Annotated in this window: 12 protein-coding genes, 6 pseudogenes and 1 CRISPR repeat array (1 of these 19 running past the window's edge); of the genes and pseudogenes, 17 read left to right on the top strand and 1 reads right to left on the bottom strand. The window is 56.0% G+C overall.

Going from position 1 to position 16580, the window contains the following annotated elements:
* Positions 1-14 precede the first annotated feature (14 nt).
* From B9Z44_RS14955 to B9Z44_RS14945, 3 genes are all read left to right on the top strand, one after another.
* Positions 15-638, top strand: coding sequence for a response regulator (locus B9Z44_RS14955; protein ID WP_108403050.1), 624 nt, complete (start codon positions 15-17; stop codon positions 636-638).
* A gap of 185 nt (positions 639-823) precedes the next feature.
* Positions 824-1054, top strand: a complete 231-nt coding sequence (locus B9Z44_RS14950; RefSeq protein WP_108403049.1) for an addiction module antitoxin — start codon at positions 824-826, stop codon at positions 1052-1054.
* Positions 1041-1367: a type II toxin-antitoxin system PemK/MazF family toxin gene (locus tag B9Z44_RS14945; protein WP_108403048.1), complete on the top strand. Its 327-nt coding sequence runs from the start codon at positions 1041-1043 to the stop codon at positions 1365-1367. The genes B9Z44_RS14950 and B9Z44_RS14945 overlap by 14 nt, the downstream gene beginning before the upstream one ends.
* A gap of 321 nt (positions 1368-1688) precedes the next feature.
* Here the strand turns inward: B9Z44_RS14945 and B9Z44_RS14940 are convergent, their stop codons facing one another.
* Positions 1689-1904 carry a helix-turn-helix domain-containing protein gene (locus tag B9Z44_RS14940; RefSeq protein ID WP_108403047.1) on the bottom strand — a complete coding sequence of 72 codons (216 nt, stop codon included), beginning with the start codon at positions 1902-1904 and terminating at the stop codon, positions 1689-1691.
* 29 nt (positions 1905-1933) lie between these two features.
* Between B9Z44_RS14940 and B9Z44_RS15515 the strand changes: the two are divergent.
* The 14 genes and pseudogenes from B9Z44_RS15515 to cas2e form a co-directional block, all read left to right on the top strand.
* Positions 1934-2044, top strand: a pseudogene (locus B9Z44_RS15515) (hypothetical protein); the annotation flags it as partial.
* Positions 2045-2163: 119 nt separating this feature from the next.
* A pseudogene (locus tag B9Z44_RS15510) lies at positions 2164-2223 on the top strand (helix-turn-helix domain-containing protein); the annotation flags it as partial.
* 2 nt (positions 2224-2225) lie between these two features.
* Positions 2226-5194 (top strand): annotated as a pseudogene (locus tag B9Z44_RS14930) (Tn3 family transposase).
* A gap of 33 nt (positions 5195-5227) precedes the next feature.
* A pseudogene (locus B9Z44_RS14925) lies at positions 5228-6451 on the top strand (transposase); the annotation flags it as partial.
* A 91-nt stretch (positions 6452-6542) separates the two neighbouring features.
* Positions 6543-6850: pseudogene (locus tag B9Z44_RS15395) on the top strand (DUF4158 domain-containing protein); the annotation flags it as partial.
* A 14-nt stretch (positions 6851-6864) separates the two neighbouring features.
* Positions 6865-7005, top strand: a pseudogene (locus tag B9Z44_RS14915) (Tn3 family transposase); the annotation flags it as partial.
* A 343-nt stretch (positions 7006-7348) separates the two neighbouring features.
* Entirely contained in the window at positions 7349-9997 is a 2649-nt protein-coding gene (locus B9Z44_RS14910) for a CRISPR-associated helicase/endonuclease Cas3 (RefSeq protein ID WP_108403046.1), read from the top strand.
* On the top strand, positions 9994-11637 hold the full coding sequence (locus tag B9Z44_RS14905) for a type I-E CRISPR-associated protein Cse1/CasA (RefSeq protein WP_211308731.1): 1644 nt from the start codon (positions 9994-9996) through the stop codon (positions 11635-11637). Before B9Z44_RS14910 ends, B9Z44_RS14905 begins: the two co-directional genes overlap by 4 nt.
* The gene (gene casB, locus B9Z44_RS14900) at positions 11630-12178 is read left to right on the top strand and encodes a type I-E CRISPR-associated protein Cse2/CasB (RefSeq protein WP_211308730.1); all 549 of its coding nucleotides are present in this window, start codon (positions 11630-11632) and stop codon (positions 12176-12178) included. The genes B9Z44_RS14905 and casB overlap by 8 nt, the downstream gene beginning before the upstream one ends.
* A gap of 36 nt (positions 12179-12214) precedes the next feature.
* On the top strand, positions 12215-13417 hold the full coding sequence (gene cas7e / locus B9Z44_RS14895; RefSeq protein WP_108403044.1) for a type I-E CRISPR-associated protein Cas7/Cse4/CasC: 1203 nt from the start codon (positions 12215-12217) through the stop codon (positions 13415-13417).
* Position 13418: 1 nt separating this feature from the next.
* Positions 13419-14174 carry a type I-E CRISPR-associated protein Cas5/CasD gene (gene cas5e, locus B9Z44_RS14890; protein WP_108403043.1) on the top strand — a complete coding sequence of 252 codons (756 nt, stop codon included), beginning with the start codon at positions 13419-13421 and terminating at the stop codon, positions 14172-14174.
* Positions 14171-14899, top strand: coding sequence for a type I-E CRISPR-associated protein Cas6/Cse3/CasE (gene cas6e, locus B9Z44_RS14885; RefSeq protein ID WP_108403042.1), 729 nt, complete (start codon positions 14171-14173; stop codon positions 14897-14899). Before cas5e ends, cas6e begins: the two co-directional genes overlap by 4 nt.
* Before the next feature lie 8 nt (positions 14900-14907).
* Positions 14908-15801 (top strand): type I-E CRISPR-associated endonuclease Cas1e, encoded by an 894-nt coding sequence (gene cas1e / locus B9Z44_RS14880; protein WP_108403041.1) that lies wholly within the window; start codon positions 14908-14910, stop codon positions 15799-15801.
* On the top strand, positions 15773-16069 hold the full coding sequence (cas2e, locus tag B9Z44_RS14875; protein WP_108403040.1) for a type I-E CRISPR-associated endoribonuclease Cas2e: 297 nt from the start codon (positions 15773-15775) through the stop codon (positions 16067-16069). The genes cas1e and cas2e overlap by 29 nt, the downstream gene beginning before the upstream one ends.
* A 68-nt stretch (positions 16070-16137) precedes the next feature.
* A CRISPR array of direct repeats spans positions 16138-16580; the repeat unit is 29 nt; unit sequence GGTTCCCCCGCGCATGCGGGGATAGGCCC (it continues 623 nt past the right edge of the window).

Here is a 16580-nt window from a genome sequence, read left to right as displayed (position 1 = left end):
TTCAAAGAAAGCATATGAAAGAACATCCGCTAAGTGAATCACATGACGACTATTGCGGCACAAGTTACGCTTCTAATCTGCTCGACTTGTCCGTTGGGACTGTTCAGGCACTCGTTGAAAAGAATGAGTTGGTCGCTTGGAAAACACAAGGCGGTCATCGACGAATCTCACTAGCATCAATTCGTAAATACCAACTTCAGCACAAGCTACCCTCAACGCCATCAATGAATCCCCATCGCGGCTTGACACGCATACTCATCATTGATGACGACGAACCGACTCGACTGATGCTTAAGGCCTCATTTGAACAATGGGGTATGGCAGTCGATGCACTTCTTTATGATTCAGCCGTAGATGCTTTGTTAGATTTAACAAGCTGGAAGCCACACGTCATACTCACAGATTTACGGATGCCTCATATGAATGGCTTCGAATTTTTAAAGTCACTGAGTAAGCATGGACTTTATCGAGACATAGCCGTTGTCGCAATGAGCGGCTTAAGCCATGATGAAGTTATCGCAGAAGGCGGTCTCCCTGACGGGGTTCAATATATGAGAAAACCTGTCGACATGGAATGGCTACGTGGTTTTCTTGACGCGGTCCTAATCCTTCAGAAAATCAATCAGCGTCCGCTTTGACCCCCGCGTTCCGGCTAGAGCATATATCCCAATCGTCTAGACTAATTAGGGATCGCTGTAGAAAACGAAATTTAAAGCACGTCTAACCCGCTGAGGCTCTTGGAAGCGAGCGCAGTGATATGGGCTTGCTTTCTTTGGGCATCTGAGCCTACAATGTATACGTATAACGTATTCAAGGAGCAATCATGCACAAGAAGATGACGATCACGCTGGATGAGGCGGTCTACGAAGGGCTGTGGCGCACCATTGGCAAGCGGAAGATGAGCCAATTCATCGAAGACTTGTTGCGCCCTCACGTCCTGGGCAAGTCACTGGATGACGGATACAAGGCCATGGCCCAAGACCAGGCCCGTGAAGCCGAAGCTATGGAATGGACCAACGCACTCGCTAAGGACATGGCCAATGAAGCGCGGTGAAGTCTGGTGGGTTGAGTTTGATCCATCGGTGGGTACAGAAATCAAGAAGACCCGCCCAGCGATCATCGTCAGCAACGATGCCGCAAACCGAAACCTGGCCAGAGTGGTGGTTGTGCCACTGACAAGCAACACAGGCAAGACCTACCCAGGCGAAGCTGTTGTGGCCATTGCAGGGCAAGCCAGCAAAGCCATGGCGGACCAAATCATGGCTGCAGACAAAGCGAGACTAAAAAACCAATTGGGAAGTCTGGTAAAGGCCGATCTGCTGGCCGTCGAAGACGCAATCAAGGTGCATCTCGGCTTGCCGAGATAAAAAGGAGGCCTCAAGATTAGCGGCGAAGAGCCGAATTGATGCTGAAATTTGAGCCTAAGATAATTCAGATTATCTTAGGTAGATCGGCTGAAATCTTCGTCGGTATTCGCTTGGCGGTTCCGGCTAGAGCACATATCCCAATCGTCTAGACTTGACAAAAGAGAGTTGTTTGCTTACTTCAAGTTGGCTAAATGTGCCCATCCCCTCGAAAAGGTAAAACGAGCGATTACTCCTAGGGGGCGTCTCAGAAAACGGAAAAAATCGTACGTTAAGCCGGTTGCAGGGGCCGTAGTGACCTGAACTTGCCCGTGCCGATCCTGGTTATGCTGCGTTAGCCGCAATACCTTGAGGGTTCACGCCGCCGATGGGTGCGGGGATTTGGCCGTTGATGATCTTGCTCACGGCAGATTGGCTGATGCCGTACGCAGCAGCCAGTTGGGCCTGTGTATACCTGCCCGCGTTATAGAGATGAGAAATCTCACGTCGGCATTGATCTGGAATCGTCTTTCCGAAAGTGATATTGGCCAAATTAATCATCGCATTCAAATTCTGACGATGCTGTTGGAGTGCGGCATTGTTGCTATTCTTTGCAAGGTCAGCGCATCGGTTACGTCCGCGTCAGCAGCTTTGACCAGAACCCGGAACGGCAACGTGAGCATGTTTTGGTGGAACGGCTGTTCACCGACAAGGCGTCGGGCAAGGACACCCAGCGGCCCGAGTTGGAACGGCTGCTCGCCGGCAGCGGGTCGTCGAACTACGCCGACGAGTCGCTGCCGGCGAGCAGAAGGCCAAGCTCGCCCGCGAGTTCGGCATTAGCCGCGAAACCCTCTACCAATACCTGAGAACGGACGACTAACCATGCCCCGCCGCTCCATTCTGTCCGCCGCCGAGCGGACAAGCCTGCTGGCGTTACCCGATACCCAAGACGAACTCATCCGGCACTACACGTTCAGCGAACCTGACCTGTCACTGATCCGACAGCGGCGCGGCGAAGCCAACCGCTTGGGTGTCGCGGTGCAGTTGTGCTTACTGCGCTTCCCCGGTCAGGGCCTGCTGCCCGATGCTGCCGTGCCGATGCCCCTGCTGCAATGGATAGCACGGCAACTGCGGCTCGACCCTGCATGCTGGCCACAGTATGCCGAGCGAGAGGAAACCCGGCGTGAGCACCTGCTTGAACTGCGCACGTATCTGGGCATGGAGCCGTTCGGCCTGGCGCACTATCGGCAGGCTGTTCATGCCACGACCGAGCTGGCCTTGCAGACCGACAAGGGCATGGTGCTGGCCAGCAGCGTCCTCGACTCGCTACGCCACCGGCACATCATCTTGCCGACGCTTGATGTTGTGGAGCGCGTCTGCGCCGAGGCGATTACCCGCGCAAACCGCGTCGCATCTACGACGCCTTGGCCGAACCGCTGACGGACGCACATCGTCGTCGCCTCGATGACCTGCTCAAGCGTCGGGACAACGGCAAAACGACCTGGCTGGCCTGGCTACGCCAGTCGCCCGTCAAGCCGAATTCGCGCCACATGCTGGAACACATCGAACGCCTGAGAGCGTGGCAGGCACTCGACCTGCCTTCCGGCATCGAGCGCCTGGTTCATCAAAACCGGTTGCTCAAGATCGCCCGGGAGGGCGGCCAAATGACGCCTGCCGACCTGGCCAAGTTCGAGACGCAGCGGCGTTACGCAACGCTGGTGGCGCTCGCCATCGAGGGCATGGCCACCGTCACCGACGAAGTCATCGACCTGCATGACCGCATCCTGGGCAAGCTGTTCAATGATGCCAAGAAGAGGCACCAGCAGCAGTTCCAGGCATCCGGCAAGGCGATCAACACCAAGGTGCGGCTGTTCGGCCGTATAGGCCAGGCGCTGATCGAGGCCAAGCAAGCGGGCCGCGATCCGTTCGCCGCCATCGAAGCCGTCATGTCCTGGGATGCCTTCGCCGAGAGCGTGACCGAGGCGCAGAAGCTCGCGCAGCTCGAGGACTTCGATTTTCTGCACCGCATCGGCGAGAGCTACGCCACGCTGCGCCGGTACGCACCAGAATTTCTCGCCGTACTCAAGCTGCGGGCTGCGCCCGCAGCCAAGGAGGTGCTTGATGCCATCGAGGTGCTGCGCGGGATGAACACCGACAACGCCCGCAAGGTGCCTGCGGACGCGCCGACCGACTTTATCAAGCCGCGCTGGCAGAAACTGGTCATGACCGACACCGGCATCGACCGGCGTTACTACGAACTGTGTGCCCTGTCGCAGATGAAGAACGCGCTGCGCTCCGGCGACATTTGGGTACAAGGCTCACGCCAGTTCAAGGACTTCGAGGACTACCTGGTGCCGCCCGCGAAATTCGCCAGCCTCAAACAAACCAGTGAATTGCCGCTGGCCGTGGCCACCGACTGCGACCAGTACCTGCATGACCGGCTGACGCTGCTGGAAACGCAGCTCGCCACCGTCAACCGCATGGCACAGGCCAACGAGCTGCCGGACGCCATCATCACGGAGTCGGGCCTGAAAATCACACCGCTCGATGCGGCGGTGCCCGATACCGCGCAAGCCCTGATCGACCAGACCGCTATGATCCTGCCGCACGTCAAGATCACCGAATTGCTGCTGGAGGTCGACGAATGGACGGGCTTCACCCGGCACTTCGCGCACCTGAAGTCGGGTGACCTGGCCAAGGACAAGAACCTGCTGCTGACCACGATCCTAGCTGACGTGATCAACCTGGGCCTGACCAAGATGGCGGAGTCCTGCCCCGGCACGACCTACGCCAAGCTCGCCTGGCTGCAAGCCTGGCATACCCGCGACGAAACCTATTCGACGGCGCTGGCCGAACTGGTAAACGCCCAGTTCCAGCATCCCTTCGCCGGGCATTGGGGTGACGGCACCACGTCATCGTCGGACGGCCAGAACTTCCGCACCGGCAGCCAGGCGGAGAGCACCGGCCACATCAACCCGAAATACGGTAGCAGCCCTGGCCGGGCGTTCTACACCCACATCTCCGACCAGTATGCGCCGTTCCACACCAAGGTAGTGAACGTCGGCGTGCGCGACTCGACCTATGTGCTCGACGGCCTGCTGTACCACGAGTCCGACCTGCGGATCGAGGAGCACTACACCGACACGGCGGGCTTCACCGATCACGTCTTCGCCCTGATGCACCTCCTGGGATTCCGCTTCGCGCCGCGCATCCGCGACCTGGGCGACACCAAGCTCTACATTCCGAAGGGCGATGTGGTCTATGACGCATTGAAACCGATGATCGGCGGCACGATCAACATCAAGCACGTCCGCACCCATTGGGATGAAATTCTGCGGTTGGCCACCTCGATCAAGCAAGGCACGGTGACGGCCTCACTGATGCTCAGGAAGCTCGGCAGCTACCCGCGCCAGAACGGCCTTGCCGTCGCCCTGCGCGAGCTGGGCCGCATCGAGCGCACGCTGTTCATTCTGGACTGGCTGCAAAGCGTCGAACTGCGCCGCCGCGTGCATGCCGGGCTGAACAAGGGCGAGGCGCGCAATGCGCTGGCCCGCGCCGTGTTCTTCAACCGCCTGGGTGAAATCCGCGACCGCAGTTTCGAGCCGCAGCGCTACCGGGCCAGCGGCCTCAACCTGGTGACGGCGGCCATCGTTCTATGGAACACGGTCTATCTGGAGCGGGCAGCACACGGACTGCGCAGCAACGGCCATGCCGTCGATGACGCGCTGTTGCGGTACCTGTCGCCGCTCGGCTGGGAGCACATCAACCTGACCGGCGATTACCTCTGGCGCTGCAGCGCCAAGATCGGTGCAGGCAAGTTCAGGCCACTACGGCCCCTGCAACCGGCTTAGCGTACGATTTTTTCCGTTTTCTGAGACGACCCCTTCGAGCATATTTTGAATCGCTCCGTTAAGAACCCTCCGGACCTGCGCGAGATCCTAGCTTGTGTGGTGGCCTACGGCACCAACATGGGACTGGGCAAAATGGCCGAAGTCTCGGGCTTGAACCACGCATCCCTGATCGCCACCGCCCGCAGTTATTTGCGGCCGGAAACTGTGCATGCGGCCAATGATGCCATCAGCAATGCCACGGCCGCGCTGCCGGCCTTCAAACTCTTCAACATTCGTGATGAGTTGCATTCCAGCAGCGATGGTCAGCGGTTTGAAACCCAGATCAACACCTTCAACTCCCGCTATTCGCCCAAGTATTTCGGCTGGGACAAGGGGGTTAGCGCTTGCACCGTGGTGGCCAACCATGTGCCCATCAACGCCAAGATTATTGGCACCCACGAACATGAGAGCCATTTCGTATTTGATCTGCTCTACAACAACACGTTGGACATCAAGCCAACGCGGCACTCGACCGATACGCATGGAACCAACCAAGTCAATTTTTGGAGCCTGTTTGTCCACGGCTACAGCTTTGCACCGCGATACAAGACTTTGCAAAAGAAGACTGCATCATTGGTCGGGTTCGAACTACCAAGTCAGTATCCTGCCGACATGCTGATTCGACCAAGCAATAGGGTCAACGTGGATCTGATCATCAGCGAGTGGCCCAATATCCAGCGCATCATGGCCTCCCTTGCACAAAAGGACACGACGCAGGCCACGGTGGTGCGCAAACTTAGCAGCTATGCCAGACAAAACAGCACCAAAAAGGCCCTGTGGGAATTGGACAACATCCTGCGTACCATCTACATCCTTGATTTCATTGACGATGTCGAGCTGCGTCAAAGCGTACAAAAAGCACTCAATCGGGGCGAGGCCTATCACCGTTTCCGTCGGGCAGTGTCATTCATCAATGGAGGTAAATTCAAAGTACAGACGGAAACCGAGCAGCAGGTTTGGAACGATTGTGCGCGGCTGATCGCCAACGCGGTCATCTACTACAACACCGCCTTACTGTCCAAGGTGTACGAACAGAAGGTGGTCGCAGGGGATCTGGATGCCATCGCGTTCATCCAAGGTATGTCGCCGGTGGCGTGGCAGCACGTGAACATGTTCGGGTCGTTCGAGTTCAGCGATGATGAGCAAGGCATTGATCTAGATGCCTTGGCTACACAGTATGCCGACTCAGTTTTTTGGAGCAATGCCACTCAGCCTGGGCAAGGGGACCTTTTGCCGACTGAAAATCGCTCATCCTTTAGAGGGAAAGTTAGCTCCTTTTACCTTTTCGAGGGGTTGGGCACATTTAGCCTATACAGAGCGGGAGAAAGCCCGACGTGAACACCTCTTGATCTGCTCACGTATCTGGCATGGAGCCGTTCGGCCTGACGCACTATCGTCAAGCTGTTCATGCCACGACCGAGCTGGCCTTGCAGACCGACAAGGACATCGTGGAGACCAGCAACGTCCTCGATTCGCTGCGCCACCGGCGCAGCGCCGACACCTCGACGAGCTGCACAAACGCCGATGCAACGGCAAGATGACCTTGGCAGGCTTGGCTGCGCAGTCGCCCGTCAAGCCGAACTCGCGCCACATGCTCGCGAACACATCGAACGCCTGGTTCATCAGAACCCGAGCGCACGTTGTTCATCACGGAATGGATGCAAAGGGTTGAGTTGCGTCGCCGCGTGCATGCCGTGCTGAGCAAGGGCGAACCGCACAACGCGCTGGCCGGTTCCGTATTCTTCAACCGCCTGGGTGAAATCCGCGACCGCAGGTAAGTGCAGAGCTAACGGGCCGGTGGCCTCAATCTGGTTATAGCGTACGATTTCTCCCGTTTTCTGAGACGCCTCCTCCAGCATCACCTGCCCGACCGCTCGTAGAGAAATGGGGGATTCAGTTTCATTCACTCATCAATGCCAAAGAGTTGTTAACTCTAATGTCATTGCTTTAAGCGTCCGGTTAGTCATATTGCAGAACATTGATCCACGCGTACGTTGAGTTAGCCCATGGAAACAGAGTCGTGCGCTGTGACTCAATATAAGAGCATCTTGTATAATACATTTGAATGATAATTTATTTCTAATATAAATAGAAAAAACTACATGTCTGAGCGTAATGGTTTGTTATTTGTCGACGGCTTGGGGTAAGTTAAAGAAGCAAGGGGAAAGTCACCCTTTGACAGCACATATGCTCGATGTGGCCGCCTGTTTTTCGGCGGCCGTGCAAACAAATGGTGCGCGCAGCGCTTTGACTCGAACGGCTGGGCGGGAGTTAACTGATATTGACATGATGCGTTTGACTGTGTTGGCTTTTCTACACGATGTAGGTAAGGCGAATGCAGGTTTTCAAGCCAAGCGTTGGTCGCAAACGGATCGATCTACACCACAAGGCTGGCCTGCATCAGCAGGGCATACCAATGAAGCCCTGTGTATTTTCGGGGATGAGAAGCTGATCGCCCAGTTGCCAGTAGATGAAATGGGCGCATGGGGTACTGCATGTTTGAGTCTGTGGCGTGCATCCATCAGCCATCACGGACGCCCAGTGGAAGAGTCCTGTCTGATAGATCGGAAAATTTGGCGATCGGTGGTTTGTGACGGTCAATTGGTTTATGACCCGCAGGCCACATTGAGAGACATTGGCCAATGTTTAAAGAAATGGTTCCCTTCAGCATTTGAAGCTGGACCAGCCTTACCTGACAGCGCAGAGTTCGCTCATTTGTTTGCCGGCTTGGTGCAATTTGCCGACTGGCTGGGATCGGATACCGATTTCTTCCATTATGCCGAAGCTGATGAAGATCGCAACCAATGGGTATGGCAACGTGCCCGTGAGGCGATTCAAACAATTGGCTTCGATTCCAAGCAGTGGAGAAACGTACTGCCCAGTGCACCCGATTTCTCATCCGCATTCAACGTGCCTTCGCCACGCCCCATTCAATCGAAGATGGCTGAACCCGATTTGGGGCCGCTACTGATCCTGGAGTCAGAAACGGGTAGCGGCAAAACAGAAGCCGCTCTATGGCGCTTCGCAAAGCTATTCCAAGCAGGGAAAGTGGATGGCTTGTACTTCGCATTGCCCACACGCGTGGCAGCAACACAACTCTACGAACGGACACGGCAATTTGCCTCGAATATGTGGCGGGACACAGGGCAAGAGCCGCCCCTAGTGGTGCGAGCATTGACAGGCTACGAATGCGCCGATGGCCAAAGCGTCCAAAAACTTCCCGACTTTGAAGTGCTCTGGGCAGACAAACCCGATGAACAAAAAGCGCACAGCCGTTGGGCTGCGGAATCGAGTAAACGATTTTTGGCTGCGCCATTGGCGGTCGGCACCATTGACCAAGCGCTGCTGGGCGCATTGCAAGTGAGGCATGCACACATGCGCCACAGTTTGCTCTCACGCAGCCTGTTGGTGGTCGATGAGGTTCATGCTTCCGACGCCTACATGGCCACACTGTTGGCGCATTTGCTCAAAGCACATTTGAATGCAGGTGGCCATGCCTTGTTGTTGTCGGCCACGCTTGGCTCAAGCGCCCGCCACCGCTACCAGCAGCTCCTATCGCCCAATGTCCCCATGCCTACATTGGCACAAGCGATCAACTTGCCTTATCCCGCAATTACCGATGGCGAAAACACTGACAGATTGCCTGACTCAGGGCTAAGCAAGCGCGTGCATTGGCAAGTCAAAGACTGCATAGAAAGCCCAGAAGTCATCGCCGCCTTGGCCATAGAAGCTGCGAAGCAAGGGGCCAAAGTGCTGGTCATTCGCAACACCGTGCCCACGGCATTAGCCACTTTTCGGGCCATCGAAAGCATGGCGCAGCAAAACGGTTTGCAAGATGCCTTGTTCAACCTCAATGGCATAGCGACGGTGCACCACAGCCGCTACAGCCGAGAAGACCGCCCTTTGTTGGATAAAGCGGTTGAGCAGCAAATTGGCAAGCAACGCACCAAGCCATTGCAAGCCTGCATCGTGGTGGGCACACAAACGCTTGAACAAAGCTTAGACATCGATGCGGACTTGTTGATAACCGACCTGTGCCCCATGGATGTGTTGCTGCAACGTGTGGGGCGATTACACCGACATGTCCGAAAGCCTGAAGAGCGCCCCGAAAACTACAAACAAGCCCAAACCGTGGTGCTGGTGCCTACGGGTCCCAACCTTGAAAGTTGCCTCAAGAAATCACGTCATGGTTTAGGCAGATTTCACAACGGCGGGGGTATCTACATGGATTTGCGTATTTTGGAGGCCACTCGGCGACTCATCAATGGTGCAGCAAGTCACACCATTCCTCAGGACAACCGGGAGTTGGTGGAGCGGGCGACGCATCCCGAAGTGTTGACTGAAATTGAAAAAGAACTGGGTTCGGATTGGGCAGCGCATGGGCAAAGCGTAGAAGGCGAATTGCAAGCAAAAAAAGGCGTGGCAGCAATTCATCGCCTGCCCTTCGACAAGCGTTTTGAAGATGAAGCAGGTAACGCACTGGTGTTTTTGGATGGAGAGCAAAAGGTAACCAGTCGCCTAGGCGCTGCCGATTACATATTGACCTTTGATCCACCGCAGTCGGGGCCATTTGGGCAAGTGATACAGCACTTACCCATGCGACATCACTTATGGCCCAAAGGTGAGTCACCGGACACACAGCCAATGGTTAAGGCTATCGGCATTGATGGCAGCTTCATCTTCATCTTGGGCGCAAGCGCCTACCGCTACAGCCGCCTGGGGCTGGAACGAATCACCGACGACATGAACGGAGCAAATCCATGACCACAAAGATCAGGGGATCTGATGTTGCGCAAACGCTGTTTGGCAATCTGCTTGATGAGCGGCGGCTGCATTACCGTCGAACCGATACGGGCGAGCGCGTAGCAACGACCTTGCCTGAATTATTCGTAGCGATGGCGCAAGACCAGGTGCGTGACTTCCCCGCGCTGCGTCCCCACCAACGCCATCCATGGCATGCGTTTTTGGTGCAGCTGGCTGCTATCGCTCTACATCAATCTGAACGTGCAGAGCCATTTGCTACTGCTGTCGAGTGGCGTGCGGCGTTGCTGGCTCTCACGCCCGATGATCCGGATGGTGCCGCTTGGTGTTTGGTAAGTCCGGTGAACAGCCCTGCTTTTATGCAAGCCGCAGAGCCAAGTAGAAGCATCAATAGCTGGAAAAACTGCTTGGTAGCCGCAGACGAGCTAGACATGCTGGTGACTTCAAAGAATCATGATTTGAAGGCGGCGCGAATGTCGCACAGTACCCCTGAAGAGTGGGTGTATGCATTAATTAGCCTGCAAACCCAAGAAGGATTCTTGGGGGCTGGAAACTACGGCACTTCGCGAATGAATGGAGGCTTCGCAAGCAGATGTGGTGTCGGTGTGCATCCACGTGGCAGTTGGGGCGCGCGATGGTGCCGTGATCTTGTTGCAGTTGCTAGAACCCGAGATGAACTCGTTGAGACGTTTGGGTTTTCGAGCGTTAATGGTTTCGCCTTGGTTTGGTTGATTTCATGGGATGGCAGCGACAGCCTATCGTTTGCAAGTCTTGATCCTTGGTATATAGAAATTTGTCGGCGTGTTCGATTGATCAATACCGCTGACAAGCTCAATGCATTTGTCACAGGCAGCAAAGCGCAAAGAATTGCAGCTAAAGAACTCAACGGCATCACAGGAGACCCGTGGATGCCTGTGGATGGTGCAGCATCTAAAGCGTTGACGATTGGAAGCCGTGGCTTTGACTACAAGTTGGCGACAGAGCTTTTGCTGGGAAAAAAGTTCACCAAGCCGACGGCGCAAATCTGGTTACCCAGCGATGACACAGAGGGGGTGTATCTGCTTGCCCAAGGAGTAGCCAGAGGACGAGGCAAGACCGAGGGTTACCACGAGCGGTGCATTCTTGTTTCCAGAACCGTTCGCAAAGCATTCCTGACCCAAAGCACTGACGAGTTGGCCAAATTGGCGAACGACCGCATCGCTGCAATTGCGGAGGTGAGAAAAATGCTCTGGGCTGCTTTGACAGTTTTGTTCGGAAATGGTGCGAGGGACGAAAGTGGAAAAGACAAAGATGCCAGTGACGCGGTGAAAGATCGTGCCAGTCTATTTGCACAGCCTTTTGAGGCGCAATGCGATGCGCAGTTCTTTCCTGAACTGATCGAAGAAATTGAAGCTGAAGACCGCGAGATGGTTCGTCATCAATGGTTGTTGACATTGGCTGACCATGCTGAGTCAATTCTGCAATCCGCTTTCACCGCAGGCCCGCGCAGTGGCCAACTGCGGTATCGCGCGCAATCCGCAGCACTTGGGCGTTTGCGCTCAATGATGCACGGCAACAAATTGCCTGCACTTGCCCATGCCCTGAAATCCAATAAACAAACCATATCCACATCACCCGAAGAGGAGACACATGACCATGCTTGAACTTTCAGAATCCGAGGTGCAGCCGTCTGCGCCAGAACCCGCAGCGGCTAGTGACTTTTCGCTTGGCAAGCTTGTGGGGTTCATCGACCGTGCCGATCCGGGTACGCGCGCCGCATTGGCGCGGCTTGATCCTGGTGCATTACGTCCACACCAAATTGCAGCATTGTCGCGTGCGCTGATTGATGCTGGTTTGTCACCTGACACATGGCGACCATCTACATGGAGGCGCTGGGCGTTGATTGCACACGGCATGGCATTGGCCGGGCATGGCAAGGGCTCGCTTGGAAAACAGATGGCCGAAGCAGGCGTGTCGGAACCACGTGTTACCAAATTACTGGCCTCACGTGGCGATGCGTTTTTGCAAATTGTTCCTCGTTTGCTACGTCTGTTGGCCAGCAAGCAGGTCAAGCCCAATTGGTACGCCCTGAGCGAACTCATTCGCAAAAACGATGCACAAGAGGTTGCTGAGAAAGAAATAGCGGAAACGCTTCGCCTTCGCATTGCTGGCGATTATTTCAGCGCTATTGCTCGAACCAAGTAAACAGACTTTTTATCCATTTCAAAAAGAACACGCATCATGACCACATTGCCTCGTTTCATTCAAATCCATACCCTGCACAACTACCCTGCTGCGCTTCTCAATCGTGACGATGCCGGTTTGGCCAAGCGCTTGCCCTATGGCAACGCCATTCGCACTCGCATTTCTTCGCAGTGTCTGAAGCGTCATTGGCGCGTGGCGGATGACGTGTTTTCTTTGTCCAGCTTAGGTGTGCCAATGGCCATTCGTTCGCGTGAGCTGCCCCGACAAATGCGCGACATGATGATTGAACAAGGCATGAATGAAGCCTTGGCGCAGGCCGCTATTGAGGGCATGCGCAATGCTGGGCTTTTGGACAAAGCTGGCAAAAGCCCGCAAGATGAAGACGCATTGAGCACAGGGCAGGCTGTTTTGCTCGGCAAAGCCGAACGCGATTACCTCATCGGCAAATGTGTGGCGCTAGGAAAAGAGCACACCGAGACCAACGCCCTGAAAGAGGCGGTAGCCGCATGGTTGAAGGAAAAAGACGAAAAGAAAAATATTGAAACCATGATCAAGCATGGCAGTGGCTTGGAGTCTGCATTGTTTGGCCGCATGGTCACATCGGATGTGCTGACCAGCCGTGATGCTGCGGTGTATGTGACACATGCTTTCACGGTGCACGAGGCACAGGTAGAAAACGACTACTTCACCGTAGTGGACGATCTATTACGTGAATCGGGTGAGCAAAGCTCTGCTGGCATCTTCGACACTGAACTGGCCTCAGGCCTGTACTACGGCTATGTGGTGGTGGACGTGCCGCAATTAGTGGCCAACCTTGAAGGCGTGAAGATCGAAGACTGCTTCAAAATCGGTGCTGACCAACGTGAGTTAGCTGCCAAGGTGGTACACCATTTATTGCACTTGATCGCCACGGTCAGCCCCGGTGCGAAGCGCGGCAGTACCGCCCCTTTTGAATGGGCCAAGCTGATGTTGGTCGAGGCAGGTGATTGGCAACCCCGCAGCCTCGCAGGCGCATTCCAAAATGCATTGGACACCGATGGCGACAAGATTCGTGAACGCGCAGTCGGTCAATTAGCCAACGAACTGCAACGTCTCGACACCGCCTATGGCGCACCCAGCGAACGCCGCTTTCTGTGTGTAGACGATTGCCAAATGCCGAGTGCTGAGCGTTTGCCATTGGCGAACCTGACGCAGTGGGTGCAAAACCGCATCGTCAGCGGCGCTGCGCAAGGTGCCTGAGATGGTGCAGCATTTGTTATTGCGACTGCGAGCGCCTTTGATTGCGTTTGGCGGCGAGACGATCGATAACTACGGTGTCATCCGTGACTTTCCAGCTTTGTCGATGGTGACGGGGTTGATGGCCAACGCCTTGGGCTGGGACCGCGGTGATGACACCCTGCACAACCGCCTGCAAGAGCGGATGGTGATGGGTGCAAGGTTGGATGCTTCTGGAGAAAGGCTAGAGGATTACCAAACAGCATTGATCTATGAAGATGACGCAGGGTGGACAACGCACGGCAAGGCAGAAGGCAGGAAAAAAAGCCCAAGCTATTCGCCTATGCCTGATGGCCGAAGGGGCTTGACGCTCCAACGTTACCGCCATTACCACGCAGACATGAATGTCCTCGTTGCCCTGCGCCTGAAGCCTGCCGAAGAGGCCCCCACCTTGGACGATTTGGCTACTGCACTGGACAAGCCCGCTCGCCCGTTGTTTGTGGGTCGCAAGAACTGTTTGCCCACAGACCGCCTGATGGCAGGTTTGATGGAGGCTGACAACATTTTGAGCGCCTTGCAGTTGGCCGTGCCCGCTTTATCGCACAACGTTCGTGCCCAGTGGCCAGACGGCGAAGGCCGCTTGCCCGATCAGCAAGACAGAACGCTGGACGTGTGCGACGAACGTAACTGGACCAGCGGTGTGCATGGTGGCTGGCGGCCTGTGCGCGAGGGCGTGTTGCTTCTAAAGCCGCACAGCATCACAGAGCAGGAGGCCGCATGAGCGAAGACTTTCATTTGATTCATTTGCGCCCCAAGCTCGACCGTTTGTTGCCATGGGCACAGCGGCAGGGTTTGATTCCAGACCGTGGGCAGGGTGACTTGGGCTACGCGTTTCATGCGGTACTCAGAGCCGCATTTGCAGACTTGGCTCCGCAGCCATTCAGTTTCCGCTCTGGCCAAGGTTTGTTGGCCTACACCAAACAGGCCGAAGCCATCCGTTTGGCGGTGGCGATGACCACGCCCGAAGTGGCTGACATGTTAGGCTTGGATGCCACGCCACAGTCCCCCGGATTGCTCATCCGCCCATTCCCCACCAGCTGGAAGGCCGGGCAATTGTTGTCGTTCGAAGTACGCGTGCGACCTGTGGTGCGCAAAGAAGACAAAGAACTGGATGCATTTTTGTCGGCGGCGCAACGCATGCCCGATGCGGTGTTATCGCGAGAGGCTGTCTATGCCGATTGGCTCAAGCGGCAGTTTGAAGACGTTGCCGATTTGCATGAAGTGCGCATGACCGAGTTCAGTCTCAGCGCTGTGGTGCGCAGTGCTGCACCACAAGCCGAAGGTGCTCGTCCCAAACGGCCAGTGCAAGGCCCTGATGCGGTGTTCACGGGTGTGCTGCGTGTGCGTGACAGTGCGGCTTTTGCCGCGTTGGTGGCACGCGGCATTGGTCGACACCGTGCGTTTGGGTTTGGCATGCTCTTGCTCAAACCCGCTGCCGCAACCTAGAGCTGACCATGTTGAAAGGGCGCTTAGGTCTTGAAACAGCGCGAGTGCCGCATGCTGATAGGCATGGCTTGATTTGGCTGGAGCGTGGTGAGTTGTGCGTCATCAATGGCTGCCTGCACTTTGCGCGTGGCAAGGACTCATTGACGCCTAGCTTCGACCAGATTCCCCATCAAGCCGTGTCCATGATCTTGCTTGGGCCGGGCAGCAGTGTCACGCATGATGCATTGCGTTTGCTGGCCAGACACGGCACCTTGATGGCCGCAGTGGGTGTGGATGGTGTGCGCAGCTACACCGCGCCGCCCATGATGCCCGACAGGTCAGACGTTGCGCGCAGGCAGGCAGAGTTGTGGGGCAGCCCAAGACGGCGCATCAGTGTGGCACGCCACATGTATGCGCTACGGCTCGGTGAAGTGTTGCCCCATCGAGATCTGGACACGTTGCGAGGCATTGAGGGAAGTCGTGTCAAGGCCACCTATCGTCTGATGGCTGAAAAGTTTGGCATTCAGTGGCATGGCCGACGCTTTGACCGTGCCAACCCCGATGCAGATGATTTGCCCAACCAAGCCATCAATCACGCTGCGACAGCGGTGCAAGCCGCTGCGGCCATTGCCGTTCAAGCCGTTGCTGCGATTCCTCAGCTTGGTTTTATTCACGAAGATTCAGGACAAGCTTTTGTGCTGGATGTTGCGGACTTGTACCGTGACCAAATCACGCTTGCGATTGCATTCATGGCGGTAAAGCAGAGCGAAAAATCTGGGGAAGTTATGGACCGCGTTGTGCGCCGTGAAGCGGCCCGTGTTTTCCGTAAAGAGTCGGTCATTCCATCCATGATTGACCGCATCAAACAAGTATTACGCATGGACGAGGTGGCGCATGGCGCTGGTGACGATAGTGACACGTGATGTGGCCGACCGCTTTCGTGGTTTCCTGGCATCTGTGATGTTGGAGGTGGCGCCGTGCACCTATGTCAGCCCACGCATGAGCAAAGGCGTGCGCGAGCGTGTGTGGCGTGTGATGACGGAATGGCACACCACAGAACCACGCGGCAGCATTGTCATGATTTGGCGCGAAAGGGAGGCGACGGGAGGTGTTGGTTTGGCGAATTTGGGGACGCCAGCCAAAACTTTGATTGAAATAGATGGCATGTGGATCGCACGTGCGGGCGGTTGAATTTTGCTCTTTAAAAATTGGATGTGAACATTGGAATTCTTTTCTGGATCAAGGACTTATGATCAAGAGGTTCCCCCGCGCATGCGGGGATAGGCCCACGTTTATGCACGCTTCGATCAATGAGCCTATGGTTCCCCCGCGCATGCGGGGATAGGCCCAAGGACAAATTGGTGTCGAAAGCGCATCGTCGGGTTCCCCCGCGCATGCGGGGATAGGCCCGCTAAGAACAGAGCGCAAAAGTGCGATCCAGCGGTTCCCCCGCGCATGCGGGGATAGGCCCTGCCCCCACTAGCCGTACCACTGAATTAGAAGGGTTCCCCCGCGCATGCGGGGATAGGCCCCTGTCCCGTTGTTAGCCGCTCGCCCTGTTTGGGGTTCCCCCGCGCATGCGGGGATAGGCCCGAAGAAGCCTGCGCCCTGTTCTCTTGTCGCAGGGTTCCCCCGCGCATGCGGGGATAGGCCCACGAAGTTGCAGGCCAGAAATCGAAGAAGCCTGGTTCCCCCGCGCATG

The sequence above is a fragment of the Limnohabitans curvus genome (genome assembly GCF_003063475.1).
Taxonomy (GTDB): Bacteria; Pseudomonadota; Gammaproteobacteria; order Burkholderiales; family Burkholderiaceae_C; genus Limnohabitans; species Limnohabitans curvus.
The sequence above is the reverse complement of the archived record's forward strand: the minus strand, read 5'-3'. Positions and strand labels throughout refer to the sequence as shown.